Below are 26,785 nucleotides of genomic sequence, written 5' to 3'. Positions count from 1 at the left end.
GACTAACTTAAATATTTAAGTAATCGAAAATTTATAAAAACTCTATCTTTTTTGATTTATCAAATTAGATAGAGTTTTTCTCTTTTTAGTGATAAGGTACGACTACACGTCCAAGTTTCTTCGAAAAATTATTCAGCAGTTTAGAATAATCTATTACCATACTTAAAACTTCTGAATTGTCTTCTTGCGGATTCGTTAGAAGAGAATTCTTTAATTCTGCAATGATTGCAGACACCAAATACCATCGCATAGCAAATATGGTCTCAGAAACATTCTGCTCAATCGTTTCACTTTTTTGTTTTGGAAAAATATTCTGCCCTTCCCAATTATGAATGGTTAACCTTTCGTCTTCCATTAAAATATTGGTAACTTCTTGAGCAAATTCAGGCTCTAAATGCATCAAATATTTATCTAAACTAAAAGTTTCATTCTGATTATAAAAATCAATAATATTAGTATAAATATTTTTAAATAAAACATTCGATAGCTCTATCTCATCTTCCTGCAGACTTAGATATATTTTTTCGAATACTTTATATTGTCTTTTTTCAGAAACCTCTTTTACATTTCCTTCTTCATCTGCTTTCAAGAAAACATCTTCAAAATCTTCTACTACGCTTCCATACAAAAGCAAAACCTCAATGACTTTCCTTTCAAAACCATATAAAATATCTACTTTTTGAGTTTGTTGTGGCGGATAATATCCGGGATCTCCAGGATAATCGTAACCTTCTGGCGGCCCTGTTCTTGGATCTTCTGGATCTCCTCCTGAAAACGTACCTGCTTGTGGAGGCTGGTTTCTAACTACTTCAAAAGGCTTTTGTTCCTGCTTTTGCTTTTTATTCGCTTCGGCAATATCTTTCTGGATAAGTTGCGCTAAAGTACTTGTCAGAACCTGCTCAGAAATATCCATAATTCGAGCACATTCCTGAATATATACTTCTCGCTGAATACGATCTGGTATTTTAGAGATACTCGCTACCATATCACGAATCAGATCGGCTTTTTTTATCGGGTCGTTTTTAGCTTCGCCCATTAAGATCGAAGCTTTAAACTGTATAAAATCTTTACTGTTATTTTCTAAATAAGCAACTAAATCATCATGCGAATTTTTACGGGCAAAACTATCGGGATCTTCCCCATCAGGAAACGAACAAACTCTGACATTCATTCCTTCTTCAAGAATTAAATCGATTCCTCGAATAGAAGCACGCAAACCTGCAGCATCTCCATCAAAAAGAACGGTGATATTTCGCGTTAGACGATTGATCAAACGAATCTGATCTGGCGTTAAAGCTGTTCCAGACGAAGCCACAACATTTTCTATTCCGGCTTGACTGAACTGAATCACATCCGTATAACCTTCAACCAAATAACAGTTATTTTGTTTGGCTATAGATTGTTTTGCGTGATAAATTCCGTAAAGAACTTTACTTTTATGGTAAATATCACTTTCTGGTGAATTCAGGTATTTTGCAGCTTTTTTATCATTGGTTAAAATACGTCCTCCAAAACCTAAAACACGCCCCGACATACTTTGAATTGGAAACATTACGCGTCCTTTAAATCGGTCAAAGGGGCGATCTTCTCTTGGAATTGTTAAACCTGTACTTTCTAAAAATTCTAATTTGTATCCTTTTCCTAAGGCTTCTTTAGTCAAAGCATCCCAAGTTTCTGGAGAATATCCTAGGTTGAATTTTTTAATGGTTTCATTGGTAAATCCTCTTTCTTTAAAATAAGATAAACCAATTGCTTTTCCTTCTTCAGAATTAACCAAAACATCTTGAAAATATTTGGCTGCAAATTCAGAAACGAGATACATACTTTCTCTAATATCTGTATTTGCTTTTTCTGCTTCAGTCTGTTCGGTTTCTTCGATTTCGATATTGTATTTTTTAGCCAAATATCGAATGGCTTCCGGATAGGTAAACTGCGAATGCTCCATTAAAAATTTAACCGAGTTTCCTCCTTTTCCTGTACTAAAATCTTTCCAGATCCCTTTTGCCGGTGAAACCATGAACGAAGGCGAACGCTCATCTGAGAATGGACTCAAACCTTTAAAATTACTTCCTGCGCGTTTTAAATTGACAAAATCGCCAATAACCTCCTCTACTCGAGCAGTTTCAAAAACAGCGTCAATGGTGGTTTGTGAAATCAAAGTATATTAAATTTTTAAAAGTTGAGAGCTAGCAAAAATACGCAATTCTTGCTGGAATTTTTATCATTTTAAATCAAAAAAAGCATCTCTCTCAAGATGCCCTTTTACTAACTAAACGACCAGTAATTTTAGTTTAAATCTACGCGAAGTCCTAACGATATGTTATTCTCTTTTACTAGATTATTCTGAAATAATGGATTTAAATCATACTTAAAATACAAACTCAATTCTCTATAACCGATGTACGAACTCAGACCATAAATAAAATTATTTACGTTGTAATCGCCTTTTATAGTGGTTTTATATTTTAAATCTTCTTCTTCAAACTTTAAAATCTGCTTTGATTTTACGTTGATTCCTGCATAACCTCCAACACCAAAACGGAAACTTTTATGAGTTTTAAAATACGTTTTCCCATCGCGCTCTATTGGTCTTGTAAAATCAAATTCTAAATGTACAGGTGCTACCAAATACACATTTCTAAAACGAGATTCGGTTAAATGAACTGGATTTTCAACTAGATTTGTCTGTTCGCCATCTACTACAAAACTTCTGTTATTTGTTGGACGTATATTATTGTACATTAATGAAAGTCCGTATTTGGCATGAAGCAGATTATCGTTTTTCATCAGTCTTGAATTATATGTAAATCCCCATTCGTAAAAATGCGATCCCATAAATTTATAATTTGAATCCTGAAGTTTTCCGTCGACCATCATATTATTTAATCCCATTGCAAATACAAATTGGGATGTTGTTCTTTTTTCACTACGAATAGAATCTTTATGGTGACTATATGACTTCCAACGAATCATATACACTTTTGCAGAATCTTCTTTTATTTTTCCGTCTACTTTTTTCTGAACAAGATCATTTAATTCATTTTGAGCGAGAGTTACTTTTTCTTCAATAATTACAGCTCTCGCTTCTGCTAATTCCTTTTTACGTTTGTCTGCCTGTTCTTGTGTAATTTTCCCTTCAGACAACTGAACATTTACAGCTTCAACTTCTTCCTTTAAAGTTTCTTTTTCTTCTTTGGTAATTTTCTCGATTTTATTAGCAATTCTTTTTGCTTCAGACTCAAAAGTTTCTTGGCCTACTACTTTACTTATTACTAAAAAGAAGAAAAGTATAAGATAAATGGTAAAATTTCTCATGATTGATTGTTTTAAAATGATTGAATATTTGATTGATGATGATTCTTTTAATTATTAATTATAAAATGTGAATTGTAAATTCTATTCCTGCTGATTTCTATTGGATATCGCAACTTTAACTTCTTGAAGATTCTTATTGACTTTTGTAATTACTTTTTCTCTAAAAGAAAGCTCTAGTTCGCCATCTACTTGATTAAGCAAATCGGTAGCATTGATTTTCACTTTTGCTTTTTTTGTCTGACTTTGAGCCAAAACTTTATTTTCAGCTGTCTCTAATAACTGATCTACATTTTCTTTTTTTGAAGTTTCAGCAATTTGAGTTTGATTATGTACTGATTCTTTTTCTTGATTGTTTTTGATGATGATTGAAGACTCCGCTACTTGATTTGATACATTTTTAATGGTTTTATTTGAGATTTGATTATTGATTCTTTCGTTTTTCCTAATTCTTTCTTCTTCAGTTTTTTCTGCGATTACAGTTTCTGTTTTTAGGGAATTAGCACTATCTAAAACAGGTGCTGTAACCGAGTCTTTTGGGGTTTTCGTTTCTTTTTCAACAATTACCGTTTCTGGCGTTGCAACTGATTTATTATTTTGATTGAAAAACAAAGTCCCAATCAATAAAAATCCGATGAAACTGGCAGCGATATACAACCATTTTCTATTTCTCTTTGGCTTCTTTTCTTCGGCCACACTCAACATCGCATCCAATCGATCCCAAGCTTTGTTGCTTGGCTCAATTTCTCGTTGATTTAGCTTTTCACGGAAATCCTTTTCAAAATTATTCGGTTCCATTATCTTGTTTTTTTAAAATAGTAATTTGTGTTTGCAGCATTTTTCTAGCGTGCGATAATTGCGATTTTGATGTTCCTTCATTTATTCCCAACATCTTCGCAATTTCATTGTGTTTATAGCCTTCAATCGCATATAAATTGAAAACCATTTTGTAGCCGTCTGGCAAAGCATCAATTAAATACTGAATCTGTTCTACAGTAAATTGACTGTCTATTTCGTTAAAGCTTTCTTCTACAAAAAATTCATCTTCGGCAAATTTTACTTTTTTCTGAACTCTTAAATAGGAAATGCATTCGTTAACCATAATTCGGCGGATCCAGCCTTCAAAACTTCCTTTGCGTTCAAAGTTTTTTAGATTCGTAAACACTTTCATGAAAGCCGTGATCATTACATCTTCTGCCAGCTGAATGTCTTTTATATATTGTCGACATACACTTAACATTTTTGAAGAATATTTACCGTAAATCTGCTGTTGTGCCTGACGATTGTTCTCGACAGCCAACTTTATGATTTTGGTTTCTTCTGGATGTAACGAAATAATTTTCATTAATAAGCTTTTCGGTTTGGTTTTAGAAATAGACTTCTATTAGCATAGACGATTGTCGATTTGAAATGGTTGCATGAGGATAAAAAAAAAATCAAAAAAAAATCAAAATTCCAAATTCCAAAATCAGGAGGATTTTGATTTTATTAGTGTAAACTTAAGCAAACTTCTCGCATAAGACACGCTGCAATATCTAAGCATTCTTAAATACCTTGAGAATTTCCTTAAACGTTACTAAAACAAGTTTTTTTAATTAATACTCATTTACGTATTAAAATTATTATATTTACTCCGAAAAATTTACCAAAAACAAACCTAAACCTAATTAAATGAAAGACAAGTTCTCCTCAATTCTCGTTCTTTTTGTTGCCATTTTTTGCTGTAAAAACTGCTCAACCGAATATATTAAAGGCGGAGACAACAAAGCAATCTCCAATTATGAAAAAATGCTTTTCGACAATTCAACAATCCAAGCGGAATTATATGATGAATATAAAGAAACTACGATTAAAATTGCTGGCATACCAATGAAGACTTATAAATTTAGGTATCATTTTGATTTGGATGGAAACACTTATGAAGGAGAACATACTTTTGATGTTGATCTTCCAAAATCAAATAAATTGACTGTTTACTATCTTAAAAGTGATCCGAATTTTAACCTTGCAAATCCAAAATCAGAATTAGCTAAGGAAAAAGAAAAAAACTCTTCTAATAGTAGCTTATATTGGGCAATTGGCTGGGGAATATTTAGCTTGATGGCATTATTTGGTGTTATCAATGAATTTAAGAAAAAACCGGAAGCCGAAACAGAAATTGAAACAGCAGAATAAAATTTACTTCATTATAAGCAAAAACCTCTTTTAAAAATTTTAAAAGAGGTTTTTTTTATATCTTAAAGTCAATTTTCTAATTAAAAAATTATTTCTTTCTCTCAATAACATAATTCACCATCAAAGTCAGAGCGTCTTTGTACTCAGAATCTTCAAAGTTTTGAAGTAATGCAAGTGCTTCCTGCTGGAATTGCACCATTTTGTTTTCGGCGTAAGCCAAACCATTGTTATTTTTCACAAATGCAATCACTTCTTTTACGCGTTTTTTGTCTTTGTTATGGTTTTTGATGGAGTTTATCAGCCACTTTTTTTCTTGTTGAGTACATGTATTTAAAACGTGAATTAAAGGCAAAGTCATTTTTTGCTCCTTAATATCTATTCCAGTTGGTTTTCCGATGGCCTCTTCGCTGTAATCAAATAAATCATCTTTGATTTGAAATGCCATTCCTATCAGTTCACCGAATTTACGCATGTTTTCTACCTGAATATCATCTTCTATTACGGCTTTCGCGCCAAGCGCACAACAAGCGGCAATAAGCGTTGCAGTTTTCTTTCTGATGATTTCGTAATAAACATCTTCGGTAATATCAAGTCGACGTGCTTTTTCGATTTGAAGCAATTCTCCTTCGCTCATTTCACGAACGGCTACAGAAATGATTCTTAACAAATCAAAATCACCATTATCGATAGAAAGTAGTAGGCCTTTAGACAATAAATAATCTCCGACCAAAACAGCAATTTTATTTTTCCAAAGCGCATTGATTGAGAAAAATCCGCGACGGCGATTACTGTCATCAACAACATCGTCGTGTACTAAAGTTGCGGTATGAATAAGCTCAATTACAGAAGCTCCACGATACGTTCTTTCGTTTACTGTACCGCCTGAAACCATTTTTGCAGTCAAAAAAACAAACATCGGACGCATTTGTTTTCCTTTACGGTTTACGATATAATAAGTGATTCTGTTTAACAACGCAACCTTTGAAGTCATCGATTCATGGAACTTTTTTTCGAAAAGTTCCATCTCGTTAAAAATAGGCTGCTTTATTTGAGACGTAATATTCATTTAGACTCCAAATATACTATTTTAAATAAAAATACGTTGTTTATTTTAGGTTAGGATTTAAATAATTTATGTTTTAACCTGAAAAAAAACACCAAAAATAGCTCTAACTAATACTGATTTGAATTCATTAACTTAAAAGAAAACCCAAAACTATTTATTTATGAAAACAAAATTTTTATTAATTGGAACATGTATAATTACATTGTCTTTTTTCATTAGCTGTAATTCTGATGAAAAAACAAATGACGGATCATCAGCTACGATTACGAATGACGAAATTATAGCTAATTCTAAAATCGATGCCTCTGTAGAGGATGTTACTAATATTGCCGAAGATCAATTTAGCTCTCAGCTCAATGTAAATTCAAAACCAGGCGGACCTATAAAAAATTATCTTCCGAGTTGTGCCACAATTACAACTGTTTTAACCAATAATACTTGGACAAAAACAGTAGATTTTGGCGCTGAAGGATGTACTTTGAATAACGGTAATACAGTAAAAGGAAAAATGGTCGTTTCTTTTTCGAATGATTTTACTTCTTCTACACAAACGATCAGTTACACTTTTGAAGGATTTTATCATAATGGTAAAAAAATTCAGGGAAATAAAAGTATTGTTAGAACAATTAAAGAAACCAATTTATTGGTGACTCCTCACCCAGTATCAACAGCGGCAATCGATTTAACGATTACTTTTGATGATGGAAAGGTTTATGCTAGAAAAGGAACTCTGATAAAAGAAATGACTTCTGGCTATGATACATGGTTTGATTGGGATGATAATGTATTTGTTGTTACCGGAAGCGGCTCTACCACTTTCCCTAACGGCGATACTTTTTCGGCAGAAATCACAACTCCTTTAGAGTTTAATGCTTCTTGCAGAAAATCTTTTGCTGTAAAAGGAATTGCTTCTATTACTAAAAATGGCGCTTCGGCAACTATAGATTATGGAAACGGAGAATGCGATACTCTTGCCAAAGTAACAAAAGATGGTGTTACTGAAGAAGTTGATTTGAAAAAATAAGTATCCTTTTTGCCCAAGAAAAAAGCATTAAAAACAAGAATTATTTCTCGTTTTTAATGCTTTTTTTTATCATATAAAACCTATCAAATGTCCCTATGGGACATAATTATCATTATGAATATTTTTTTTCTACCAACGAGATATTCCTATCGGAATATTTTTTAGCAAATATTATTCTGCTTCTTTATTCGCTAATTGTCCACAAGCAGCGTCGATGTCTTTTCCTCGGCTTCTTCTCACTTTTACAACTACCCCTATGTTTTCTAAAGCTTTTATATAAGCCATAATTGATTCTTCAGAAGCTTGTTGGAATTCGCCATCATCAATCGGATTATATTCAATCAAATTGACTTTACATGGCACGTATTTACAGAATTTAACCAAAGCATCAACCGAAGCTTTATCATCATTAATTCCTTTCCAAACTACATACTCGTAAGATATTTTACTTTTTGTTTTTCTGTACCAATATTCTAATGCTTCTCGTAGATCTTTTAAAGGAAAGTTTTTACTGAAAGGCATAATGCGTGCACGTGTCTCATCTATCGCCGAGTGTAAAGAAACTGCCAATTTAAACTTCACATCGTCATCTGCCATTTTTTTGATCATTTTCGGAATTCCTGATGTCGAAACCATAATTCGTTTTGGAGACATTCCTAATCCCTCTTCTGAAGTAATCATGTCAATTGCTTTAATGACATTGTTGTAGTTCATTAAAGGTTCTCCCATTCCCATGAAAACGATATTTGAAAGCGGATGATTATAATACAGACGGCTTTCTTTATCTATAGCCAGAACCTGATCATAAATTTCTCCAGGTTCAAGATTACGCATTCTTTTTAATCTTGCTGTTGCGCAGAAATTACAGTCTAAACTACAGCCAACCTGACTAGATACACAGGCAGTTGTTCTAGTTTCAGTCGGGATTAAAACAGATTCAACGACAAGTCCATCATGAAGTCTAACAGCATTTTTTACAGTTCCATCACTGCTTTTCTGCATCGTATCAACCTTAATATGATTGATTACAAAATTGTTCTCAAGCATAGACCTTGTAGCTTTGGCTACATTTGTCATGTCTTCAAAACTGTGTGCGCCTTTGCTCCACAACCATTCATAAACCTGATTTCCACGAAAAGCTTTATCTCCATTTCCAACAAAAAAATCGCGAAGCTGTTCTTTTGATAAGGCTCGTATGTCTTTTTTCTCCATTTGCATGCTGCAAAGTTAATCACTTTTGTCATTTTTTTTTTGTTTTTGCATTCATTCTTGGTTAAACCTCAAAAAAACAGTTTCAAAACCAGTTTTATTTCTAGTATTTTCTAATAGTTATATTCTTTTCCTTCTTTTTTCTTGTCTTTTTTTCTTGATTTCTTTCAAAAAGATAAATCTGAAAAACGAATCTGAAATTCCAACATAAAAACACAACAAACTAAAAAACAATCATTTACGATTTTATTTTATTTACAAAACGTATAATCCCAACTACAATAAGGCTTCCCAGTCTTTACTATACCATTTTAATAAAGATTTTGCCATGATTTTTATCATTTCGTCTTCTTCTCGCGCGCGATAATTTTGGTCTAAGAAATAAGGATAGCTTTTTATTCATGAACCACTAACTGAATTTTTAAGACTTCCTTGTTTAAATGATTAACCTATACTTTATCAACATGAAAACAATTCAATCCATTTTACTGACAGTAATTTTTACAACATTTTCATTGCATTCAAATGCACAAAGAATATATAATGTAAATGCAAATTCCACTTTTGAAGTAGCAGGAACATCTACAGTACACGATTGGGTAATGAAATCTACCGAAGGAACAGGAAGTGCCAGCTTAATAATTAAAGATTCTAAACTTGCTGGCATAAACAGTCTAACTGTTTCCTTATTGGCAGAAAGTTTAAAAAGCTACAAAGCGAGCATGGACAAAGTTGCTTACGAAGCCATGGATACTGAAACACACAAAAACATTGAATATGTTTTAAAATCTGCCGAAAAAATTGATGATACAACTTGGAACCTAACAGGAGTTTATACTATTGCCGGCGTAAGCAAAGAATATAAAACTCAGGTAAAAGTAACCGTGAGTAAAGGAAGTTTCATTCTGCAAGGTTCTAATCAGATAACTTTTGGCGATTTTGAAATGACACCTCCGAAAGCGGCTCTTGGAGTTGTAAAAGCAGGAAAAGATCTGACTGTAATCTTCAATATTATTCTGAGCTAAATCTTATTGCTAATGTTAAAGAATGCTTCTTTTTTAACTTTTTACTAATTCAAAGTAAATGTTAAAAAATATCAATTTAATAAAATCAAAACCCATTTTTTGCTTTAGTAATCGATTCTCTTAAAAATGAAAACGTTGTAGTTATTAAATACCTATTTAATAAAATTTTAACAATGATTTTTATCATATCCAAAGCTGATTTATAGAAAGATCTTTGATACAAGTTAAAACAACATTCTTAGTACTAAATAGAAACTGGCCGACTATTAACTTATTTTTTCACAATATAAACATGACAAAATGAAAACAAATACATTAAAACTTTTCGTCGCTATAACAGCATTTTTAGGAATCACCTCATTAGCAACAGCGCAAAAATCATACACTTTAGATAGTAAATCAACTTTTTCTGTTGCTGGCACTTCTACCCTTCATGATTGGGAAATGAAATCGGCTTCTGGAACTGGAACGGCAACTTTAAACATTGCTAACGGAAAATTAGCTGATATCGAAACTTTGAACGTAACTCTTTTAGCAGAAAGCGTTAAAAGTGAGAAAAAAAGCATGGATAAGGTGGCTTACGAAACTTTAAAAACAGACAAAAACAAAAACATTAAATATGTTCTTAAATCTGCTGAAAAAGTAAATGAAACAACTTGGGAATTAACTGGAACTTACACCATCGCAGGAGTTAGCAAAGTTTACAAAACTTCTGTAAAAACAACTGTTACAAAAGATGGATTAAATCTTCAGGGAAGCAACAAAATCACCTTTACAGATTTCGGAATGAAGTCTCCAACAGCAATGCTTGGAACAATAAAAACAGGTCAAGACCTTACTATAAAATTCAATTTAAACTTTAATTTATAAACGCCATGAAGAAAATTTATATTCTATTCGTCACATTAATCAGCACATTTGCTGTTCAGGCACAAGTCAGTTTTGGAAACATGCAAAATCAAATCTCTAGAGGAAAAGACGGTATCAACGTTTTCGACGTACAAAAAGATACTAGAGAATTTAAAGGCCTTAGTATTGATCTTGGTGGTGCTTTCAACATGGATTTTCAAGCAACAAATTCATTCAACAACCAACCTGCTAATATTACGACTACAACTACTACTGCTACTGGAACTACCACCAGAACAATTTCAGGATATCGTTTAATGAATACTGAGAACAATTTTACTCTTCCTGCTGCTGATATGTATATTGGTGCTCAATTGTTTGATGGAGTAAGAGTAAATTTAGATGTTTATTTAGCTTCAAGACATCACAATGATTCTTATGTAAAAGGTGGATACTTACAAATTGACAAGTTAGACTTCATTAAAAAAGACTTCTTGGCTGATGTAATGAAATATGCTACCATTAAAATTGGACAAATGGAGAACAATTTTGGTGATGCCCACTTCAGAGGTTCTGATAATGGTAATACAATCAGAAATGCATTTGTTGGAAACAACATTATGTATTCTTTCACGACAGAAATGGGTATGGAAGTTTACTACAACAGAAATGGATTGGTAAGCATGTTAGGTGTTACAAATGGTAACTTAAATCAAAGTAATGAAGAAGTTTTTTACCCTACTGGACCTAATGCTAATACAACACATAGCCCTTCAATCTTAGCGAAACTTGGTTATGATAAACAGCTTAATGAAGATTTAAGAGTAAGATTAACAGGTTCTTATTACCATAATGCTAATCTTGGTAACGCAAACATATATTCTGCAAATAGATCAGGATTTGGTTATTGGGGCATATTGAATAATAATCCTTATAAAAATACTATTACTAAGACCGATGCTAGTGGTACTGTTATTTCTACAACTACTACTGATGTTCCTACTAGTTTCAGCAAAACATCTACTCCAGAGGCAACGTTCAATCCTAATTTCAAAAATTGGGCAACTACATACATGATTAACCCTTTTGTAAAATATAAAGGACTTGAATTCTTTGGAACAATCGAATTAGCTTCAGGAGGAGATAAAGCTGGTACTGACGATAAACGTACTGCCAATCAATATGCTTCAGAACTTATTTACAGATTTGGAGGAACTGAACAATTCTATATCGGAGGGAAATACAATACAGTATCTGGAAAATTATCTAATGCCGATGCTAAAAAGGTGACCGTAGATAAATTTGAAGCTAGTGCTGGTTGGTTTATGACTAAAAACATTTTAGCTAAACTAAACTACGTGAATCAAAAATATAAAGATTACTCACAATTTACAGGAGATCCTGCTACTGGAAATCTAAACAACTTTTATGGTGGTAAGTTTGAAGGTATAGTATTCGAAGCAACAATTGCGTTCTAATATAAAAAAAATGAAAACGAGATTTCAAATATTAATAATGGGTTTAGCAATGTTCTTTTTTCTAGGAAGTGCTAAACCCACTTTTTTCGCAGAAGATAACACTGTGGTAATTAATAAAATTAAAATAGAAATCACAGGAATATCTACAGTTGGCAAATATAATTGCTCTAATACCTTTGCTACAAAGGATACTGTTTATGTAAACTCCGTTAAAAAAAACACTTTTAATACCGACATTAAAATGTCAAACTTTGATTGTGGCAATAAGATAATGACGAAAGATTTGCAAGGAACGGTAAAAGTCAAACAATTCCCAAATAGTACTGTCTCTATCAGCGACATAAAACCAATGGGGAAAAATTACAAATGCAGACTAAACTTTTTCATAACCGATAAAACTCTTAAATACAAAGATTTCATATTATACAATACTGATGACAAAATTCAAGGAACACTTAGTTTAAAATTCTCTGATATTGAAATGGAACCGCCAGTAAAAATGGCCGGATTGATCAAAGTAAAAGATGATATTGTAATTAATTTCAGTTTGTATAAAAACTAATTTTTTTTTCATCTAAAAAAAATTAATGCCCAACAGCATAATTTCAAAATTTTGACACAAGAATTGTCTAGCTCTTAAAAGAAAAATAATCTTACAAAGAGCTCAATCATTTTAAAATTTGTAATTTTATTTTCAGCCATTTAACCTTTAAGTTTTATCAACCTAAAAAAATGTAATTATGAAAAAACAAATTTTAAGTTTAGCTATTGTTGCCTTATTAGCATTTGCTGTTCAGTCATGTGAGAAAAAAGAAAACAAACCTGCAGAAGATGAATTAACACTAGGCAACAAAGTTGATTCTCTAACAACAGATATCAAAGAAGTAAAAGACAGCGCTGTAAGCAAAGCAGAAAGTGCCGCTACAAAAGCTAAAGATGCTACAGAAAATGCTGCAAATGATGTAAAAGACGCTACCAAAAAAGCCGCTAATGATGTTGAAAACACTGCAAAAAAAACAGCAACGGATGTAAAAGACGCTACTAAAAAAGGAGCTGAAAAAGTAGAAAATGCTGCAAAAGCTGCAAAAGACGGAACTGTAAAAACAGCAAAAGATGTAGATGCGGCTTTGAAAAAATAAACTTCATCTAAATCCTAACAGAAACCATTCGCAAAACGAATGGTTTTTTTTTATGCCCAATCCCAAGCAGATATTTTTGTATTTTTGTTTTCAAATTACAAGATACTTCAACATGCATTTTATATCTCAAGAACTAGAAGATTACATCGAACAGCATTCTGAAAACGAACCAGAATTGTTAGCAAAACTTAATAAAGAAACGTATCAAAAAATACTTTTACCAAGAATGCTCAGCGGTCATTTTCAAGGCCGTGTTTTAAGCATGCTTTCAAAATTGATTCGTCCAGTTAATATTCTAGAAATTGGAACGTATACAGGTTACGCAGCTTTATGCTTATGCGAAGGAATGCAAGAAAACGGGCAACTACATACTATTGACATCAAAGAAGAATTGATCGATTTTCAGCGAAAATATTTTGATGCGTCACCTTGGGGAGCACAAATTTTTCAGCATTTAGGTGAAGCAGTAAACATTATTCCAGATTTAGACTTAAAATTTGATTTGGTTTTTATTGATGCTGATAAGGAAAACTATTTGAATTACTGGGAAATGATTGTACCTAAAATGAATAAGGGCGGAATCATTTTATCGGATAATGTTCTATGGAGCGGAAAAATCCTGGAACCTGTTCATCCAAATGATGTTAGCACCAAAGTACTTTTAGAATACAATCAGCTTTTAAAAGATGATCCGAGAGTAGAGACGGTTTTATTACCAATTCGCGATGGATTGACGGTTTCGAGAGTATTGTAAGCTTTAGCTTCTAAGATGCTGAGGAGCTAAGGTTCTAAGTTCTTTTTAAAGATGCTAAGTTTCTAAGATTCTGAGATTCTAAGCTTTTAAACTAAAAATATACTATTGGGTTGCCTCCGCTTTAGCTGGAGGAACATAATCTAAAATAAAGGGCTTTAGCCAAATTAAGTAATCTTAATTTGGCTAAAGCCTTTCATTTGTCCAAAAAAAAAAAACCTCCAGCTAAAGCTGGAGGCAATTAATATATAAACCTTAGTATCTTAGTATCTCAGAACCTTAGCACCTTAAAAAAATCTATCCCGGAAAGTACTGTGGTTTTAGCTTTCTATAAACTAAATAAAGTAAAAATCCGAAAAGTGCCCCAAAGAAATATCCTGTAAGGATATCACCCGGAAAATGCAATCCTAAATAAATTCGGCTGTAAGCAAAGATTAAAGGCCATAGAAATATAAACCCGAAATATTTGAAATAGCGCTTTAAAATAAGAAATAAGAAAGTTGCAACTGCCATAGTATTAGCAGCATGTCCTGAGAAAAAACTATATGATTTTCTAACCTGAACCACTCTAATTATTGAATTTATCTCTGGATCGTTACATGGGCGCAAACGCTGAAAAGTGTGTTTGAATAAATTACAGGTCTGATCTGTAAAAGCAATAAGAATTGCAATAAAAAGCAATAAATACAGAGTTTGTTTTCCTCCTATTTTTTTATAAATAAGATAGAATAGAAATAAGAAAAATGGCGTCCAATACAATTGATTGGTAATAATAAGCCATAATCTATCGTATGTTTCAGAACCTAATCCGTTAAGAAAGATTAAAAGATCCTTATCTAATTCCTGTATTTTTTCAAGCATTACATTTGACGTTTAATAGGTCCTGAAAGAGTGTCAATATCTTCTTTTACTTTTTCGATTTCAGTAGCGGTATCTCCTAAAAGATTCCCTGTATCTCCAAGTAAATTCGATTTTGCGTTATTAATTTCTGCATTGATATTACCCGTAATATCAGTTAGAGATTTTGCATCAAGACCATTTGCTTCTGCTCCTTTCTGAATTTCACTTTTAATATCATTAGTTGCATTTTTTAATTGAGCCATAGCTTTTCCCATTGTACGTGCAATTTCTGGCACTTTATCAGAACCAAAAAGCATAAGCACTATAAACAATATAAAAACTAATTCTCCTCCTCCTATACCAAACATAACTTTTAATTTTGTAGTCGCAAAGATATTAAATTTTGCAGCTTAGAGTTTTAAAATTAACTTAAAAAGTCCTTGAAAATGCATTTAATTAAAAGAAAAAAGTTCATCAAGCTTTTACAAACCCGATGAACTTTTTATTCATTTTTTATTTTCTTAGTCAAATTTTGACTTTGTTTCTACTTTTGGCCAAGAGTTATTGGTTACATCAATATCTGCCGTCATCAATTGAGGATCAATTTGAATACTCTTAATTGCTTTTGTTGTAGCATAAACTTTTCTCGCTGTATCATTACTTTTTCTCCAGATTTGAGCTGGGTATTTGTAATTGTCTTTAGAGCCATCTTCGTAAGTAATCTCAACTAAAATCGGCATAATCATTCCGCCTGGTTTATTAAATTCTACTTCGTAGAAATATTTTGGAGATTTAATACTAGCTTTTTCTTCAGCTGTAAAAGTCTGATCTACGTAATCAGCCAAAGGTTTAAAATCTTCTACTTTTAAAGCTTTTTTCTTAGAATCGCTTACTTCTGCATTATCTCCAGACACTAAATAAACAAAAGGCCCTTTTTCGAATCCAAAACGTCCTTTTCTAACTTTTACATCTTTAATATCTGCAGTTGGAGTATCAGAAACATAATATTGTTTTACATCTTTAATTCCAATATCTACAAAATCTGTTGAGTAGAACCAACCTCTCCAGAACCAGTCTAAATCTACCGCAGAAGCATCTTCCATTGTTCTAAAGAAATCTTCTGGGGTTGGGTGCTTAAACTTCCATCTGTTTGCATACGTTCTGAATGCGTGATCGAATAATTCTCTTCCCATAACTACTTCTCTCAAAATATTAAGACCTGTAGCTGGTTTTCCGTAAGCATTATTTCCAAATTGGTGAATTGTTTCTGAATTCGACATAATTGGCTCTAAAAACTTTTGGTCCCCACTCATGTAAGGAACAATATTTTTTGCAGGCCCTCTTCTTGAAGGGAAATTTGAATCTAATTCCTGTTCTGCCAAATACTCTAAAAATGAGTTCAAACCTTCATCCATCCAAGTCCATTGACGCTCATCTGAATTAACAATCATCGGGAAGAAAGTGTGCCCCACTTCGTGAATAATAACACCAATCATTCCGTTTTTAACTTCTCTGCTAGTTACACCATTTTCATCAGGACGACCATAGTTCCAACAAATCATTGGATATTCCATACCTTGATCTTCTGCAGAAACAGAAACTGCTTTTGGATAAGGATAATCAAAAGTATGAGAAGAATAGCTTTTTAAAGTATGAGCTACAACCATTGTAGAAGTTTCTCCCCAAAGCGGATTTGCTTCTTTTGGATAGACAGATTCTGCCATTACAGTTCTGTTTCCAATTTTCACAGCCATTGCATCGTAAATGAATTTTCTTGAAGAAGCAATTCCGAAATCACGAACATTTTTAGCACTGAATTTCCAAGTTTTTTTCTTTTCAGAAAAACCTTTTTCAGCCGCTTCTGCTTCTGCCTGTGTTACAATAACAACAGGTTTGTCAAATGATTTTTGTGCTTGCTCGTATCTTTTTACTTGTTCGGCAGTAAACACTTCGCTTCTGTTCATTAATTCACCTGTTGCATCAATTACGTGATCTGCAGGCACTGTAATATTTACGTCAAAGTTTCCGAAAGGAAGAGCAAACTCTCCGCTTCCCCAGAACTGCATATTCTGCCACCCTTCAACATCATTATAAACTGCCATTCTTGGATAGAATTGTGCAATTACATATAATTTATTGCCGTCTTTTTCGAATAATTCGTATCCTGAACGACCGCCTTCTTTTCTATAATTATTAATGTTATACCACCATTTAATAGAGAATGAAATTTTTTCTCCTGGTTTTAAAGGTGAAGTCAAATTAATGCGCATCATGGTTTCGTTGATCGTATAAGACATTGCGCTTCCTTTAGCATCTTTAACTTGCTCAATATTAAAACCACGCTCTAAATCTTTTTTCAAATATTTAGAAGAAAAACCATCAAGTGGCAAAACTTGACTAATCTTGTCACTTTCTGCTAATGAAGTCTGCGTATTTGCTTTTGCTTGATTTTGATCTAACTGAACCCATAAATACTCCAAACTATCTGGTGAATTATTAGTGTAGGTAATGGTTTCAGACCCGCTTAATTTTGAATTTTTATCATCTAATTCAACATCAATTTTGTAATCTGCTTGCTGTTGGTAGTAAGCTGGCCCAGGTGCTCCAGAAGCCGTACGAAACATATTTGGAGTTGCCAACAAATCGTACATCTGGCTAAACTTGTTCGTATCGTACTTTCCCTGTTGTTTAGCAGGTGTGGTTGTTGCTTTATCCTGCGCTACTAATATTGCAGGAAAAAGTAATAATAATGAAAGTTTTTTCATAAAAATTTAATGGTAATTTCTTTAGGCTGTGAAAATAGTAATTAAAACATTAATTTTATCAATACATTAATATTTTAACAATTCTTTCCTTGAAGATTCTGTAAAAAGAACACTTCTTTTAGTATCAAATGCTGAAATATGTGTAATGTTTTGCTGCTCTGAATTCCAATCGACTAAAATAGTATTTGAAATCTCAAGCGTTTTAAATTTATCGATATCCTTAATTCTGGAATAACAAACCAAAACATCATCTGCTTCAACTTCTTTAGATAAAAAAGTTATCGCTTTTGACTGCCCATTAACTTTAATTAAAAAATGTTCGGAAAGATATTTTTTCAATAATTCAACATCTGCCGGAGTTTCCTTGCTTGTACCAACAAATGTCTTTTTGTGATACTTTTTCTCCATTGCATTATTCAAATCATCAATAAAAATGCGGGATGTAATTTGCAGCATTTTTTTTTCTGCCGCATAATTTACCTGAAAAACACCAACATAAAATTTATGAAAAGCAAATGCTGAAGACAGTACAAATAAAACTCCCAGCAAAGGGAAAACTAACTTTTTTTTCATTTTTGATTAGCCTCGGCTTTCTTAAACTCTTTATTCTTATTAATCATAAAATCCATTAACTGAAACTTCTGATCTGGATCTACCATTTCTTTAGAATGCGGATCGTTTGAGCAATACATCAAGAAAAGTTCTACTTCGTCATCTTTAAGATTAAGTGTTTTAGAATAAAAATCTTTTGTGAAATTATCTTTAGCATATTCAACAAAAGCAATATCTGTAATTTCTTCTTCTCTTACTTCGTCTTTTTTACTTAAAAGCTTTTTGACGTCTTTAAAGATTCGAACAAAATCGGTTCCATATTTTATGGTCTGATCAGAAAGCATGGCATTATTTTTTGCAACAGACTGATTGTCGTCTTCAAACTGCATGTCCACATACTTCTGAGAACCGCCCTGTAGCGCTTTTACCTTTAATTCTTTGTGAACTACAACTTCTTTAAGCTGATTGTTAACCAAATCCAGCTTTACTTTTAAAAGAACCTCATCACAATCTTTTTCTGTTAAAACGACTTTTTTTGATTGAAATGTCAAGCCAGAGAATAGCAAAGTATCTTTTGGCTGTGCAACAATATCAAACAAACCACCAGAACCAATAAATGTCCTAGTATTAGCATTAATATTCATTACATAACCACTTTCTATGGCTAAAAAATCATTGATAACCTGACCATGCAATGGTTTCCTAAAACCGTTTTGTCCTACTACAAATTGACAAAATAAGCAGACAACGAGCACTCCTAATTTATTTTTCATTTTCGAGAATTGTTAGATATTTTCTTGCTAGTTCTGTGATTAAAAACATACTCATTGTTTTGTTTTTAGTATTCAAAGATACAGCAAAATCGGCATCATCTACACAAAATAATTGAAATCCTTTTATATAATCTACAGGAATTTTCAATCGATCTGTATAATAATTCTCTTCAAAAAGATACTCAAGCTTTCTAAAAAGCATTTCTTTTTTCTCTACATTCACTTCTTTTTTCAGCATTGCAGTTCGTCCCGAAATTGCATTTAAAAGCTTATCTACTGATGTTGAAGTTGCAGTATAAACCTTTCGTTCTGCTGGTGTGTATTTTTTTTGTCCATATGGAATAATTCCTAAATTCTCGGCAGTTATATTCGCATTTTCATTCACAACAACCTCTTTCAGCTCAACCTCTTTAACTTCCATTTTTACGACTAATGTATTCGGATATAAGTCTTCTGCTGTAATTCTACGCTTTTGCGGTTCTAGATTTACTGCAGAAAAAACCAAAACATCACCTTCTTTAGCCATCAGTAAAAAATTACCTTCAGAATCAGAAACTGTTGTCGCTTGAGTTGTATTATTTATAACATTAACCCCTTCAATCGGAGTAGATTGTTCTACCACTTTTCCAACCAATTGTTTGAGATCATTTTTTTGTCCAAACGTAAATTGAACAAAAAACAAAAGAATATTTATTGATATGATTTTATTTATTTTCACTAGCAATCATTTCTTTATATTTCACAGCCAATTCTCCTAAAAGGAATTCCGTCGAAGTTTTATTTTTAGAATTTAAAATAACCGTAAACTTCTCATTTTCGATAGCATAATATTCAAACCCTTTGACATAATCTGCTGGAATCTTTAATCGGTCAACAAAGTGCTCCAAACTAAACATATTCTCTAAAAGCCTCATAAAAAACTCCTTTTTCTCTACCGCAACTTCTTTCTTAAGCATAGCCGTTCTACCTGAAAAAAAATTCAGCAATGGATCTGCAGAAATAGAGCCTCCAGCCATAAGAGAACCTTCGGCCGTTGACCCGCTATTTGCCGTCGGATTTAATGCCGTTGCGGTCTGCAATTTACGCTCTGCCGCAGTATATTTCTTTTGTCCAGAAGGAATTATACCTAAATTTTCAGCATTAATATTACCATATCGCTTAACCACAACTTCTTGCAATTGATACATAATCATACTAAGATTGACAGAAAAATTCAGATTTGAAAAATCCTCTTGTTTCAGTAAAACTCTTTTTTCTTTAAAACTTATCGAAGAAAAAACCAGAACATCATCTGGTTTTGCAGAAATCGAAAAAGCCCCCAAAGCATTTGTTGTCACAGTTTCTTCTGTTTGCGCATTAATTACATGAATCCCTTCTAAATCTGAAGTATTTGAAACCACTTTACCGTTAAAAATAGAGCGATCCTGACTTTGTGACCAGCAAGCCTGCCCTACTACAATAATTAAAAAACAAGTAATTTTCTGAAACAAAATAAAATAATTTAAAAATATTCTTAAAACGGTAAAAATATCCTAAGTCGTTCCAAATTTAATATTAATGACTTGGTAAAAATTTGTTAATTAAAACATTAAAAATTCACACAAAAACAGAGATTTTAATATCTTTAACAAACAAATTTTGAGTCTAAAAATCATGAAAAGCATTATCATTGCAAGCACTTCTACTTTACACGGAGGCAACTATTTAGAATATATTTTACCCACTTTAAAAACACATTTTAAAAATTGTAAAACAATCTTATTTATTCCCTATGCGCGTCCTGGCGGTATTTCGCATGATGAGTACACAAAAAAAGTAGCAGAAGCTTTTAATACAATCAATATCAATGTTAAAGGAATTCATGAATTTGAAAATCCACAAGACGCTGTAAAAAATGCGGAAGGAATCTTCACGGGCGGAGGAAACACTTTTTTATTAGTTACTCAACTTTATAAAAACAACATTATGCAGCTACTATCTGAAACTGTAAAAAGTGGCACTCCTTACCTAGGTTCCAGCGCAGGAAGCAATATCTGCGGCTTATCAATGCAGACTACTAATGATATGCCTATTATTTACCCTCCAAGTTTTCAGACATTGGGATTAATTCCGTTTAACTTAAATCCACATTATCTTGATGCCGATTTACAATCTAAACACATGGGAGAGACTCGCGAAACAAGAATTAAAGAATTTCATGCATTTAATTCGATTCCTGTTTTAGGTTTAAGAGAAGGAAGCTGGCTAGAAGTAAAAGGTGAAAAAATCACTTTAAAAGGAGATTTGTCTGCCCGTTTGTTTAAACAAAACCAAGAAGCGCAAGAATTAGAACCAGAAAGCGACTTAAGCAATCTGAAATAATTTTAAAACCATATAAGTCATATAAGTTTATTAAAACCTAAGCTCAAAAACTTACCTCAAGTTAAATCACTTATATGGTTTTAAAAAGAATAGAAAACAAAAAAGCCTCAAACAATGTTTGAGGCTTTTGAAGAGCGAAAGACGAGGCTCGAACTCGCGACAACCAGCTTGGAAGGCTGGAGCTCTACCAACTGAGCTACTTTCGCATTAATCGGGTGCAAACTTAAAAAATTTAATTTTTAAAACAAAATAAAAATCAAAAAATTTATTTTCACATAAGTAAAACGTGTTTACTTTTAGAGCGAAAGACGAGGCTCGAACTCGCGACAACCAGCTTGGAAGGCTGGAGCTCTACCAACTGAGCTACTTTCGCATTGGTTGTGCAAATATAGAAAGAAAGTTCAGTTCAAAACAAGCTTTTGATCAAAAAAAATCAATAAAAATCACAATTTTTTTATAACTTATTTAAAATTAAAAAGTTATAAATTCAATATTTTTTCAAAAAATCATGATTACAATCAGAGAAATTCCATCAAATGAAACTTATACCGTTCGTCAACCTGTTTTAAGAAAAGGAAAACCCATAGAAAGTTGCGTCTTTGAAGGCGATGATTTAGAATCAACACATCATTTTGGTCTATTTGAAGATAAAAATTTAACAGGAATTATTTCGTTATTTGAAAAAATCAATCCTATATTTGCCGCTCAAAATCAAGCTCAAATTCGAGGGATGGCTGTTTTAGAAACGCATCAGAAAAAAGGATTCGGAGAGGCTTTGGTAAGACATTGTGAAGCTTATTGCACCGAAAGCCAAGTAGAATTAATTTGGTTCAATGCCAGAACTGCCGCTGTCGGATTTTATCAAAAAATGCACTATCAACCACTAGGCGAAGCATTTGACATAAAAGATGTTGGCGAACATTATTTGATGTTTAAAAAATTATAAAATGAAAATATTTTACTCTTTAGTAGTAATCTGCCTTTTAGTGGGCTGCAAAAAAGAAAGCCCAGAACCCGCTCCTATTATCAAAAAAAAGGCGCCGGCAATTATACTTACTGATGAGAGAACTGTCTTAATAGACACCGCATTAATAGGAACTTTTAAAAACGAAACCTTAAAGCAATTTTACATTGCATCTGAAAATCAAACTGTATGGGGGAATCTTCAAAAAAGGACTTTTGTTTTGGCTCAATTAGAAAAATCAGAAGAATTAGGTTTAGAACCAGAAGATTACAAAATATCTCAGCTGAAAAAATTCGAAAGTAAAATCACTTCGCTAAATGATAAAGATTTAGCTACGTATGATATTTTGCTGACTTTTAATTTCGAAAAATATCTTAATCATATATATAAAGGAAAACTAGATCCTAAAAAACTTTATACTAATTGGGATTTGGACGAGAAGGAATTTGACGTAAATTCTATTTTAATTAAAGGTTTCAACAAAAACAAATTAGATAGCATTGTTGAAAATATTCAGCCTAAAACACAAACATATAAAGAGCTATTAAAAGCATTGGAAATCATCAATACTTTTCCAGATGATAATGTAAAAACTATTGAGTCTGTTGATAAAATTGTTTTAAATGATACTAATCCTGCTTTAATAAATATTAAAAAAAGACTTTTGTATTGGAATGATATGTCTGGAAAAGATAGTCTGACACAGATTTACAATCAGAAAACTTTTGAAGCCGTTAAAAGATTTCAGGAAAGACACGGTTTGGCTTCGGATGGAGTTATTGGAGTAGGAACCATTCGTGCCTTAAACTATTCAAAAGAAAGCAGAAAAAAACAGATAATTGCTAATTTGGAGCGTTGGAGATGGTATCCGTCAGAATTGACTGAAAACTATTTCATAATTAACATTCCTGATTATAGCCTGAATGTTGTCGAAAATCAAGACACAACTTTAGTTAGAAATGTTGTTGTTGGAACCAGTAAAAGAAGAACACCTATAATTACTTCTTTCTTGAAAACTGTTGTTTTTAATCCGACTTGGACTGTTCCTCCGACAATCTTGAAAGAAGATGTAGTTCCAGCAATGAAAAGAAACAGAAATTATCTCGCTAATAAAAATATTACGATTTATGATACTTCTGGAAATGTAGTAAATCCGATGTCATGGAATGAAAACAAGCCAAACAATTATCGTTATGTACAAAGTCCTGGCTATGATAATTCATTAGGATTGATGAAAATTTTATTTCCAAATCACCATAGCGTTTATCTGCACGACACGAATCATCGCAATATTTTTGGACGAAACAACCGCTCTATGAGTTCTGGATGCGTACGCGTTGAAAATCCGATAGAACTTGCACAACACATTTTAGATGTTGACGGAAACTGGCCTCAAGACAGAATTGACACCATTATTGCCAGCAAAAAAACCATGAGCTTCAAAATCACTAAAAAATACGCTCTTTACCAATGGTATTGGACAGCATGGAGCAAAAAAAATCAGCTCCTTTTTAGAGCTGATATTTATGATTTAGATTCGGATTTATATGCGCAATTAAGAAATTAGCCTCTCCTCCATCGCGAAACTTCTCGATGGATGATAGATATATAAACACGATTTGTCTTTTATTAATTGAATAATTTCGTTTGTCAATTCAACTGGAACCGCTGGACAGCCTTGGCTTCTACCTAATCTTTTATGGTTTCTAATAAAAGATTCAGATACATAGTCTGCACCGTGCATTACAACGCCTCTCTCGCGAGCATTGTCATTGACACCATCTTCTAAACCATCTAAACGCAAAGAAGCGCCATGTTTTCCTTGGTAAATTTCACCAGTTGCATAAAAGCCTAAACTGCTTTTAAATGATGAATTTAGATTTGAAAATGTAGAAGCGAATTCTTCTCCAGTATTTCTTCCGTGAGCTACAAGCGAATTGAATAAAATAGTATTTGTTGTCAAATCTATCACCCACAAACGTTTAGCGTTTGACGACAAACTGAAATCAATTAGGGTTAAGATATCTTTCTTAATTACTCCTCTTTCTTTCAACAAATAAAATCCTTTTAAAGCTTCCGAGAAAGTTTTAAGTTCAGGCATTTTAAAGTTGTTGGAGTTTAACGAATTATAAACGCTCAAGATTTTAGAATCTACTGTGACTTTTTCGACTTTAGCAATCGCTTTTACAGTGGCATTTTTTTTTAGGTCGGGTGTGCTTTTTGAATCTTTTCCAAAAGACAATAGCAAAAACACAAATAACGGATAAATTTTGTAAATCATTGAATTTCTTTAGGTTAAACAAAAATTTGGGTATCGCAAAAGTATAAAAAAATCATACCGCGCAAAATACAAGCCTGATTTTCAGGTATTTTTTGTTTAAATTTTAACATTAAACCGTATTTCTGTAAGATTTTATCTTACGCTAAAAAAGGCAACATTTCATCCATTTTCTTAAAAAAAATAAAACAAAAAATGAAAGCTTTGAATTCAAAACATATAATCCTACTAATTTTGAAGAAGTTATTGAGAAGATTTCAAGCATAATTTTCAGATTATTAAACAATGATGCTTTAAAACAAGCCTTTTCTACTAGCATAAAATACTTTATTGACTATAATGCTGTCAAAAATAAAGTCCGAAAAAGAGCTTAGCGTGAATTAATTTTAAAAAATAAAGGCTTCTTCAATTAAATCAGTATTTTTTTTTATTGTTCATTTTATTAAATATAAATGTAACATAACTCAGTTTTCAAACTTTAGAAATGCCTTATATTTGTAGAAAACAAAAATGCAATGAACAAAAAAGTTATCCTTATGATTTTAGATGGTTGGGGAAAATCTCCTGACCCTAAAGTATCTGCAATAGACAATGCAAATGTTCCTTTTATAAACAGTCTATACAAAAATTACCCAAGTGCACAACTTAGAACTGACGGATTAAATGTTGGTCTTCCAGAAGGACAAATGGGAAATAGTGAGGTTGGACACATGAATCTAGGTGCAGGAAGAATTGTATACCAAGATTTAGCCAAAATAAATTTAGCTGTAGAGCACAAAACTTTAGCAAAAGAGCAAGTTTTAATTGATGCTTTTAATTATGCTAAAGACAATAATAAAAAAGTACACTTTTTAGGATTAGTTTCAGATGGTGGTGTTCACTCACATACTTCACACCTTCGCGGATTAATCGATGCGTCTCAAGAATATGGTTTAGATCAGGTATATGTTCACGCTTTTACAGACGGACGTGACGTTGACCCAAAATCTGGTGCAAAATACATTCACGATCTTGAAGATTATATTAAAGATACTCCTGTAAAAATTGCTTCGATTGTTGGCCGTTATTATGCAATGGATCGTGACAAACGTTGGGAGCGCGTAAAATTGGCTTACGATCTTCTTGTTAATGGCGTTGGAACTCCTTCAACAAATGCTGTTGCAAGTGTTCTTGCAAGCTACGAAAAAGACGTAACAGACGAATTTATCGAACCTGTTGTTATTGTTGATGATAACGCAAAACCTCTTGCTACAATTGTTGAAGGTGATGTTGTAATCTTCTTTAACTTTAGAACAGACAGAGGACGTGAACTTACTGAAGCGCTTTCTCAGCAAGATTTCCACGAGCAAAACATGCACAAACTAAACCTATATTATGTAACATTGACAAACTACGATGAAACGTACCAAAACGTAAAAGTAGTTTACAATAAAGATAATATCACTGAAACACTTGGTGAGGTTTTAGAAAAAGCGGGCAAAAAACAAATCAGAATTGCTGAAACTGAGAAATATCCTCACGTAACTTTCTTCTTCTCTGGTGGTAGAGAAACTCCTTTTGAAGGTGAAGAGAGAATCTTAAGAAACTCCCCAAAAGTGGCTACTTACGATTTGAAACCAGAAATGAGCGCTTACGAGTTGGCAGATGCTCTTGTTCCTGAATTGAACAAAGGTGAAGTTGATTTTGTTTGCTTGAACTTCGCAAACGGAGATATGGTTGGGCACACTGGAATTATGGAAGCTGCAATTAAAGCTTGTGAAGCTGTTGATGCTTGCGCGAAAAAAGTAATCGAAGCTGCTCTTGCAAATGATTATACTACAATCGTAATTGCCGATCACGGAAACTGCGAAACTATGATTAATCCTGATGGATCTCCAAATACAGCTCATACTACAAATCCAGTGCCGATTATTTTAGTAGACAAAGAATTGAAAAATATCCAAAATGGTGTTTTAGGCGACATCGCTCCAACTATTTTAGAATTAATGGGAATTCAGCAGCCAAATGCAATGACTTGTCATTCGCTTTTGTAGAAAAATATTTTCTCCTATATAAAAAGAGGCTAATTTTTTAATTAGCCTCTTTTTATTTTTGCGTATTTTTTGTCATTTCTGTAAAAGTCACTTATTTCGGTAACGGATTTATCATTTCAATTGGCTTTTTTCCATCAATTCCCTGATGTGGTCTTTCGTGATTATAGTAATATAAATATTGTAATAATTCT

General features: G+C 32.6%; 26 protein-coding genes and 2 tRNA genes. 12 read left to right on the top strand and 16 right to left on the bottom strand.

Going from position 1 to position 26,785, the window contains the following annotated elements:
- Positions 1–85 precede the first annotated feature (85 nt).
- From dnaG to AC5ZCW_RS14560, 4 genes are all read right to left on the bottom strand, one after another.
- Positions 86–2,158 (bottom strand): DNA primase, encoded by a 2,073-nt coding sequence (gene dnaG / locus AC5ZCW_RS14575; protein WP_496120645.1) that lies wholly within the window; start codon positions 2,156–2,158, stop codon positions 86–88.
- Positions 2,159–2,286: 128 nt separating this feature from the next.
- Positions 2,287–3,315: a hypothetical protein gene (locus tag AC5ZCW_RS14570; protein ID WP_496120644.1), complete on the bottom strand. Its 1,029-nt coding sequence runs from the start codon at positions 3,313–3,315 to the stop codon at positions 2,287–2,289.
- A gap of 81 nt (positions 3,316–3,396) precedes the next feature.
- Positions 3,397–4,110: a hypothetical protein gene (locus AC5ZCW_RS14565; RefSeq protein ID WP_496120643.1), complete on the bottom strand. Its 714-nt coding sequence runs from the start codon at positions 4,108–4,110 to the stop codon at positions 3,397–3,399.
- Positions 4,097–4,657 carry an RNA polymerase sigma factor gene (locus AC5ZCW_RS14560; RefSeq protein ID WP_496120642.1) on the bottom strand — a complete coding sequence of 187 codons (561 nt, stop codon included), beginning with the start codon at positions 4,655–4,657 and terminating at the stop codon, positions 4,097–4,099. Before AC5ZCW_RS14560 ends, AC5ZCW_RS14565 begins: the two co-directional genes overlap by 14 nt.
- A gap of 326 nt (positions 4,658–4,983) precedes the next feature.
- Between AC5ZCW_RS14560 and AC5ZCW_RS14555 the strand changes: the two genes are divergently transcribed.
- The gene (locus AC5ZCW_RS14555) at positions 4,984–5,487 is read left to right on the top strand and encodes a hypothetical protein (RefSeq protein ID WP_496120641.1); all 504 of its coding nucleotides are present in this window, start codon (positions 4,984–4,986) and stop codon (positions 5,485–5,487) included.
- An 88-nt stretch (positions 5,488–5,575) separates the two neighbouring features.
- On the opposite strand, the gene AC5ZCW_RS14550 is transcribed toward AC5ZCW_RS14555, so the two are convergent.
- Positions 5,576–6,553 (bottom strand): polyprenyl synthetase family protein, encoded by a 978-nt coding sequence (locus AC5ZCW_RS14550; protein ID WP_496120640.1) that lies wholly within the window; start codon positions 6,551–6,553, stop codon positions 5,576–5,578.
- Positions 6,554–6,713: 160 nt separating this feature from the next.
- Here AC5ZCW_RS14550 and AC5ZCW_RS14545 point away from each other — a divergent pair, with 160 nt between their 5' ends.
- Positions 6,714–7,577 carry a hypothetical protein gene (locus tag AC5ZCW_RS14545; protein ID WP_496120639.1) on the top strand — a complete coding sequence of 288 codons (864 nt, stop codon included), beginning with the start codon at positions 6,714–6,716 and terminating at the stop codon, positions 7,575–7,577.
- A 171-nt stretch (positions 7,578–7,748) separates the two neighbouring features.
- On the opposite strand, the gene rlmN is transcribed toward AC5ZCW_RS14545, so the two are convergent.
- Positions 7,749–8,795 carry a dual-specificity RNA methyltransferase RlmN gene (gene rlmN / locus AC5ZCW_RS14540; RefSeq protein ID WP_496120638.1) on the bottom strand — a complete coding sequence of 349 codons (1,047 nt, stop codon included), beginning with the start codon at positions 8,793–8,795 and terminating at the stop codon, positions 7,749–7,751.
- Positions 8,796–9,250: 455 nt separating this feature from the next.
- Between rlmN and AC5ZCW_RS14535 the strand changes: the two genes are divergently transcribed.
- The 6 genes from AC5ZCW_RS14535 to AC5ZCW_RS14510 all read left to right on the top strand — a co-directional run bounded on the left by AC5ZCW_RS14535 (position 9,251) and on the right by AC5ZCW_RS14510 (position 14,031).
- Positions 9,251–9,811: a YceI family protein gene (locus AC5ZCW_RS14535; protein ID WP_496120637.1), complete on the top strand. Its 561-nt coding sequence runs from the start codon at positions 9,251–9,253 to the stop codon at positions 9,809–9,811.
- Positions 9,812–10,111: 300 nt separating this feature from the next.
- The gene (locus AC5ZCW_RS14530; RefSeq protein WP_343542983.1) at positions 10,112–10,681 is read left to right on the top strand and encodes a YceI family protein; all 570 of its coding nucleotides are present in this window, start codon (positions 10,112–10,114) and stop codon (positions 10,679–10,681) included.
- 5 nt (positions 10,682–10,686) lie between these two features.
- Positions 10,687–12,138, top strand: a complete 1,452-nt coding sequence (locus AC5ZCW_RS14525; RefSeq protein ID WP_343542985.1) for a hypothetical protein — start codon at positions 10,687–10,689, stop codon at positions 12,136–12,138.
- A gap of 10 nt (positions 12,139–12,148) precedes the next feature.
- A complete protein-coding gene (locus AC5ZCW_RS14520) occupies positions 12,149–12,700 on the top strand; it encodes a hypothetical protein (RefSeq protein WP_281631245.1) in 552 nt (183 codons plus the stop codon).
- A 178-nt stretch (positions 12,701–12,878) separates the two neighbouring features.
- Entirely contained in the window at positions 12,879–13,277 is a 399-nt protein-coding gene (locus AC5ZCW_RS14515; RefSeq protein WP_496120636.1) for a hypothetical protein, read from the top strand.
- Positions 13,278–13,389: 112 nt separating this feature from the next.
- The gene (locus tag AC5ZCW_RS14510) at positions 13,390–14,031 is read left to right on the top strand and encodes an O-methyltransferase (protein WP_343542990.1); all 642 of its coding nucleotides are present in this window, start codon (positions 13,390–13,392) and stop codon (positions 14,029–14,031) included.
- Positions 14,032–14,325: 294 nt separating this feature from the next.
- Here the strand turns inward: AC5ZCW_RS14510 and AC5ZCW_RS14505 are convergent, their stop codons facing one another.
- The 7 genes from AC5ZCW_RS14505 to AC5ZCW_RS14475 all read right to left on the bottom strand — a co-directional run bounded on the left by AC5ZCW_RS14505 (position 14,326) and on the right by AC5ZCW_RS14475 (position 20,448).
- Positions 14,326–14,889 carry a phosphatase PAP2 family protein gene (locus AC5ZCW_RS14505; RefSeq protein WP_343542991.1) on the bottom strand — a complete coding sequence of 188 codons (564 nt, stop codon included), beginning with the start codon at positions 14,887–14,889 and terminating at the stop codon, positions 14,326–14,328.
- Positions 14,889–15,236 carry a Sec-independent protein translocase subunit TatA/TatB gene (locus AC5ZCW_RS14500; protein WP_281631241.1) on the bottom strand — a complete coding sequence of 116 codons (348 nt, stop codon included), beginning with the start codon at positions 15,234–15,236 and terminating at the stop codon, positions 14,889–14,891. Before AC5ZCW_RS14500 ends, AC5ZCW_RS14505 begins: the two co-directional genes overlap by 1 nt.
- 153 nt (positions 15,237–15,389) lie before the next feature.
- Positions 15,390–17,633 (bottom strand): M1 family metallopeptidase, encoded by a 2,244-nt coding sequence (locus AC5ZCW_RS14495; protein WP_496120635.1) that lies wholly within the window; start codon positions 17,631–17,633, stop codon positions 15,390–15,392.
- A gap of 66 nt (positions 17,634–17,699) precedes the next feature.
- Positions 17,700–18,206 (bottom strand): DUF6702 family protein, encoded by a 507-nt coding sequence (locus AC5ZCW_RS14490; RefSeq protein ID WP_343542996.1) that lies wholly within the window; start codon positions 18,204–18,206, stop codon positions 17,700–17,702.
- On the bottom strand, positions 18,203–18,958 hold the full coding sequence (bamP, locus tag AC5ZCW_RS14485; protein ID WP_281631239.1) for a BamP family beta-barrel-assembly machinery protein: 756 nt from the start codon (positions 18,956–18,958) through the stop codon (positions 18,203–18,205). The genes AC5ZCW_RS14490 and bamP overlap by 4 nt, the downstream gene beginning before the upstream one ends.
- Positions 18,948–19,676, bottom strand: coding sequence for a carboxypeptidase-like regulatory domain-containing protein (locus AC5ZCW_RS14480; protein WP_496120634.1), 729 nt, complete (start codon positions 19,674–19,676; stop codon positions 18,948–18,950). The genes bamP and AC5ZCW_RS14480 overlap by 11 nt, the downstream gene beginning before the upstream one ends.
- Positions 19,663–20,448 carry a carboxypeptidase-like regulatory domain-containing protein gene (locus AC5ZCW_RS14475; protein ID WP_496120633.1) on the bottom strand — a complete coding sequence of 262 codons (786 nt, stop codon included), beginning with the start codon at positions 20,446–20,448 and terminating at the stop codon, positions 19,663–19,665. Before AC5ZCW_RS14475 ends, AC5ZCW_RS14480 begins: the two co-directional genes overlap by 14 nt.
- A gap of 163 nt (positions 20,449–20,611) precedes the next feature.
- Between AC5ZCW_RS14475 and pepE the strand changes: the two genes are divergently transcribed.
- Entirely contained in the window at positions 20,612–21,319 is a 708-nt protein-coding gene (gene pepE, locus AC5ZCW_RS14470; protein WP_496120632.1) for a dipeptidase PepE, read from the top strand.
- 133 nt (positions 21,320–21,452) lie between these two features.
- On the opposite strand, the gene AC5ZCW_RS14465 is transcribed toward pepE, so the two are convergent.
- Together AC5ZCW_RS14465 and AC5ZCW_RS14460 are read right to left on the bottom strand one after the other, a co-directional pair.
- Positions 21,453–21,525 (bottom strand) — tRNA-Gly (locus AC5ZCW_RS14465).
- Between the two features lie 94 nt (positions 21,526–21,619).
- Positions 21,620–21,692, bottom strand: a tRNA-Gly gene (locus AC5ZCW_RS14460).
- A 135-nt stretch (positions 21,693–21,827) separates the two neighbouring features.
- Here AC5ZCW_RS14460 and AC5ZCW_RS14455 point away from each other — a divergent pair.
- Positions 21,828–22,265: a GNAT family N-acetyltransferase gene (locus AC5ZCW_RS14455; RefSeq protein WP_496120631.1), complete on the top strand. Its 438-nt coding sequence runs from the start codon at positions 21,828–21,830 to the stop codon at positions 22,263–22,265.
- 1 nt (position 22,266) lies between these two features.
- Positions 22,267–23,850, top strand: coding sequence for a L,D-transpeptidase family protein (locus tag AC5ZCW_RS14450; RefSeq protein WP_496120630.1), 1,584 nt, complete (start codon positions 22,267–22,269; stop codon positions 23,848–23,850).
- Here AC5ZCW_RS14450 and AC5ZCW_RS14445 read toward each other — a convergent pair.
- Entirely contained in the window at positions 23,839–24,564 is a 726-nt protein-coding gene (locus AC5ZCW_RS14445) for a murein L,D-transpeptidase catalytic domain family protein (RefSeq protein WP_496120629.1), read from the bottom strand. The genes AC5ZCW_RS14450 and AC5ZCW_RS14445 overlap by 12 nt on opposite strands.
- A 512-nt stretch (positions 24,565–25,076) precedes the next feature.
- On the opposite strand from AC5ZCW_RS14445, the gene gpmI reads away from it, so the two are divergent.
- Positions 25,077–26,594: a 2,3-bisphosphoglycerate-independent phosphoglycerate mutase gene (gpmI, locus tag AC5ZCW_RS14440; RefSeq protein ID WP_177210842.1), complete on the top strand. Its 1,518-nt coding sequence runs from the start codon at positions 25,077–25,079 to the stop codon at positions 26,592–26,594.
- Positions 26,595–26,785 lie beyond the last annotated feature (191 nt).

It is taken from the genome of Flavobacterium sp. PLA-DH12 (assembly GCF_059511845.1).
Note: the sequence above shows the minus strand (reverse complement) of the source record. Positions and strands in the feature narration are given on the sequence as shown.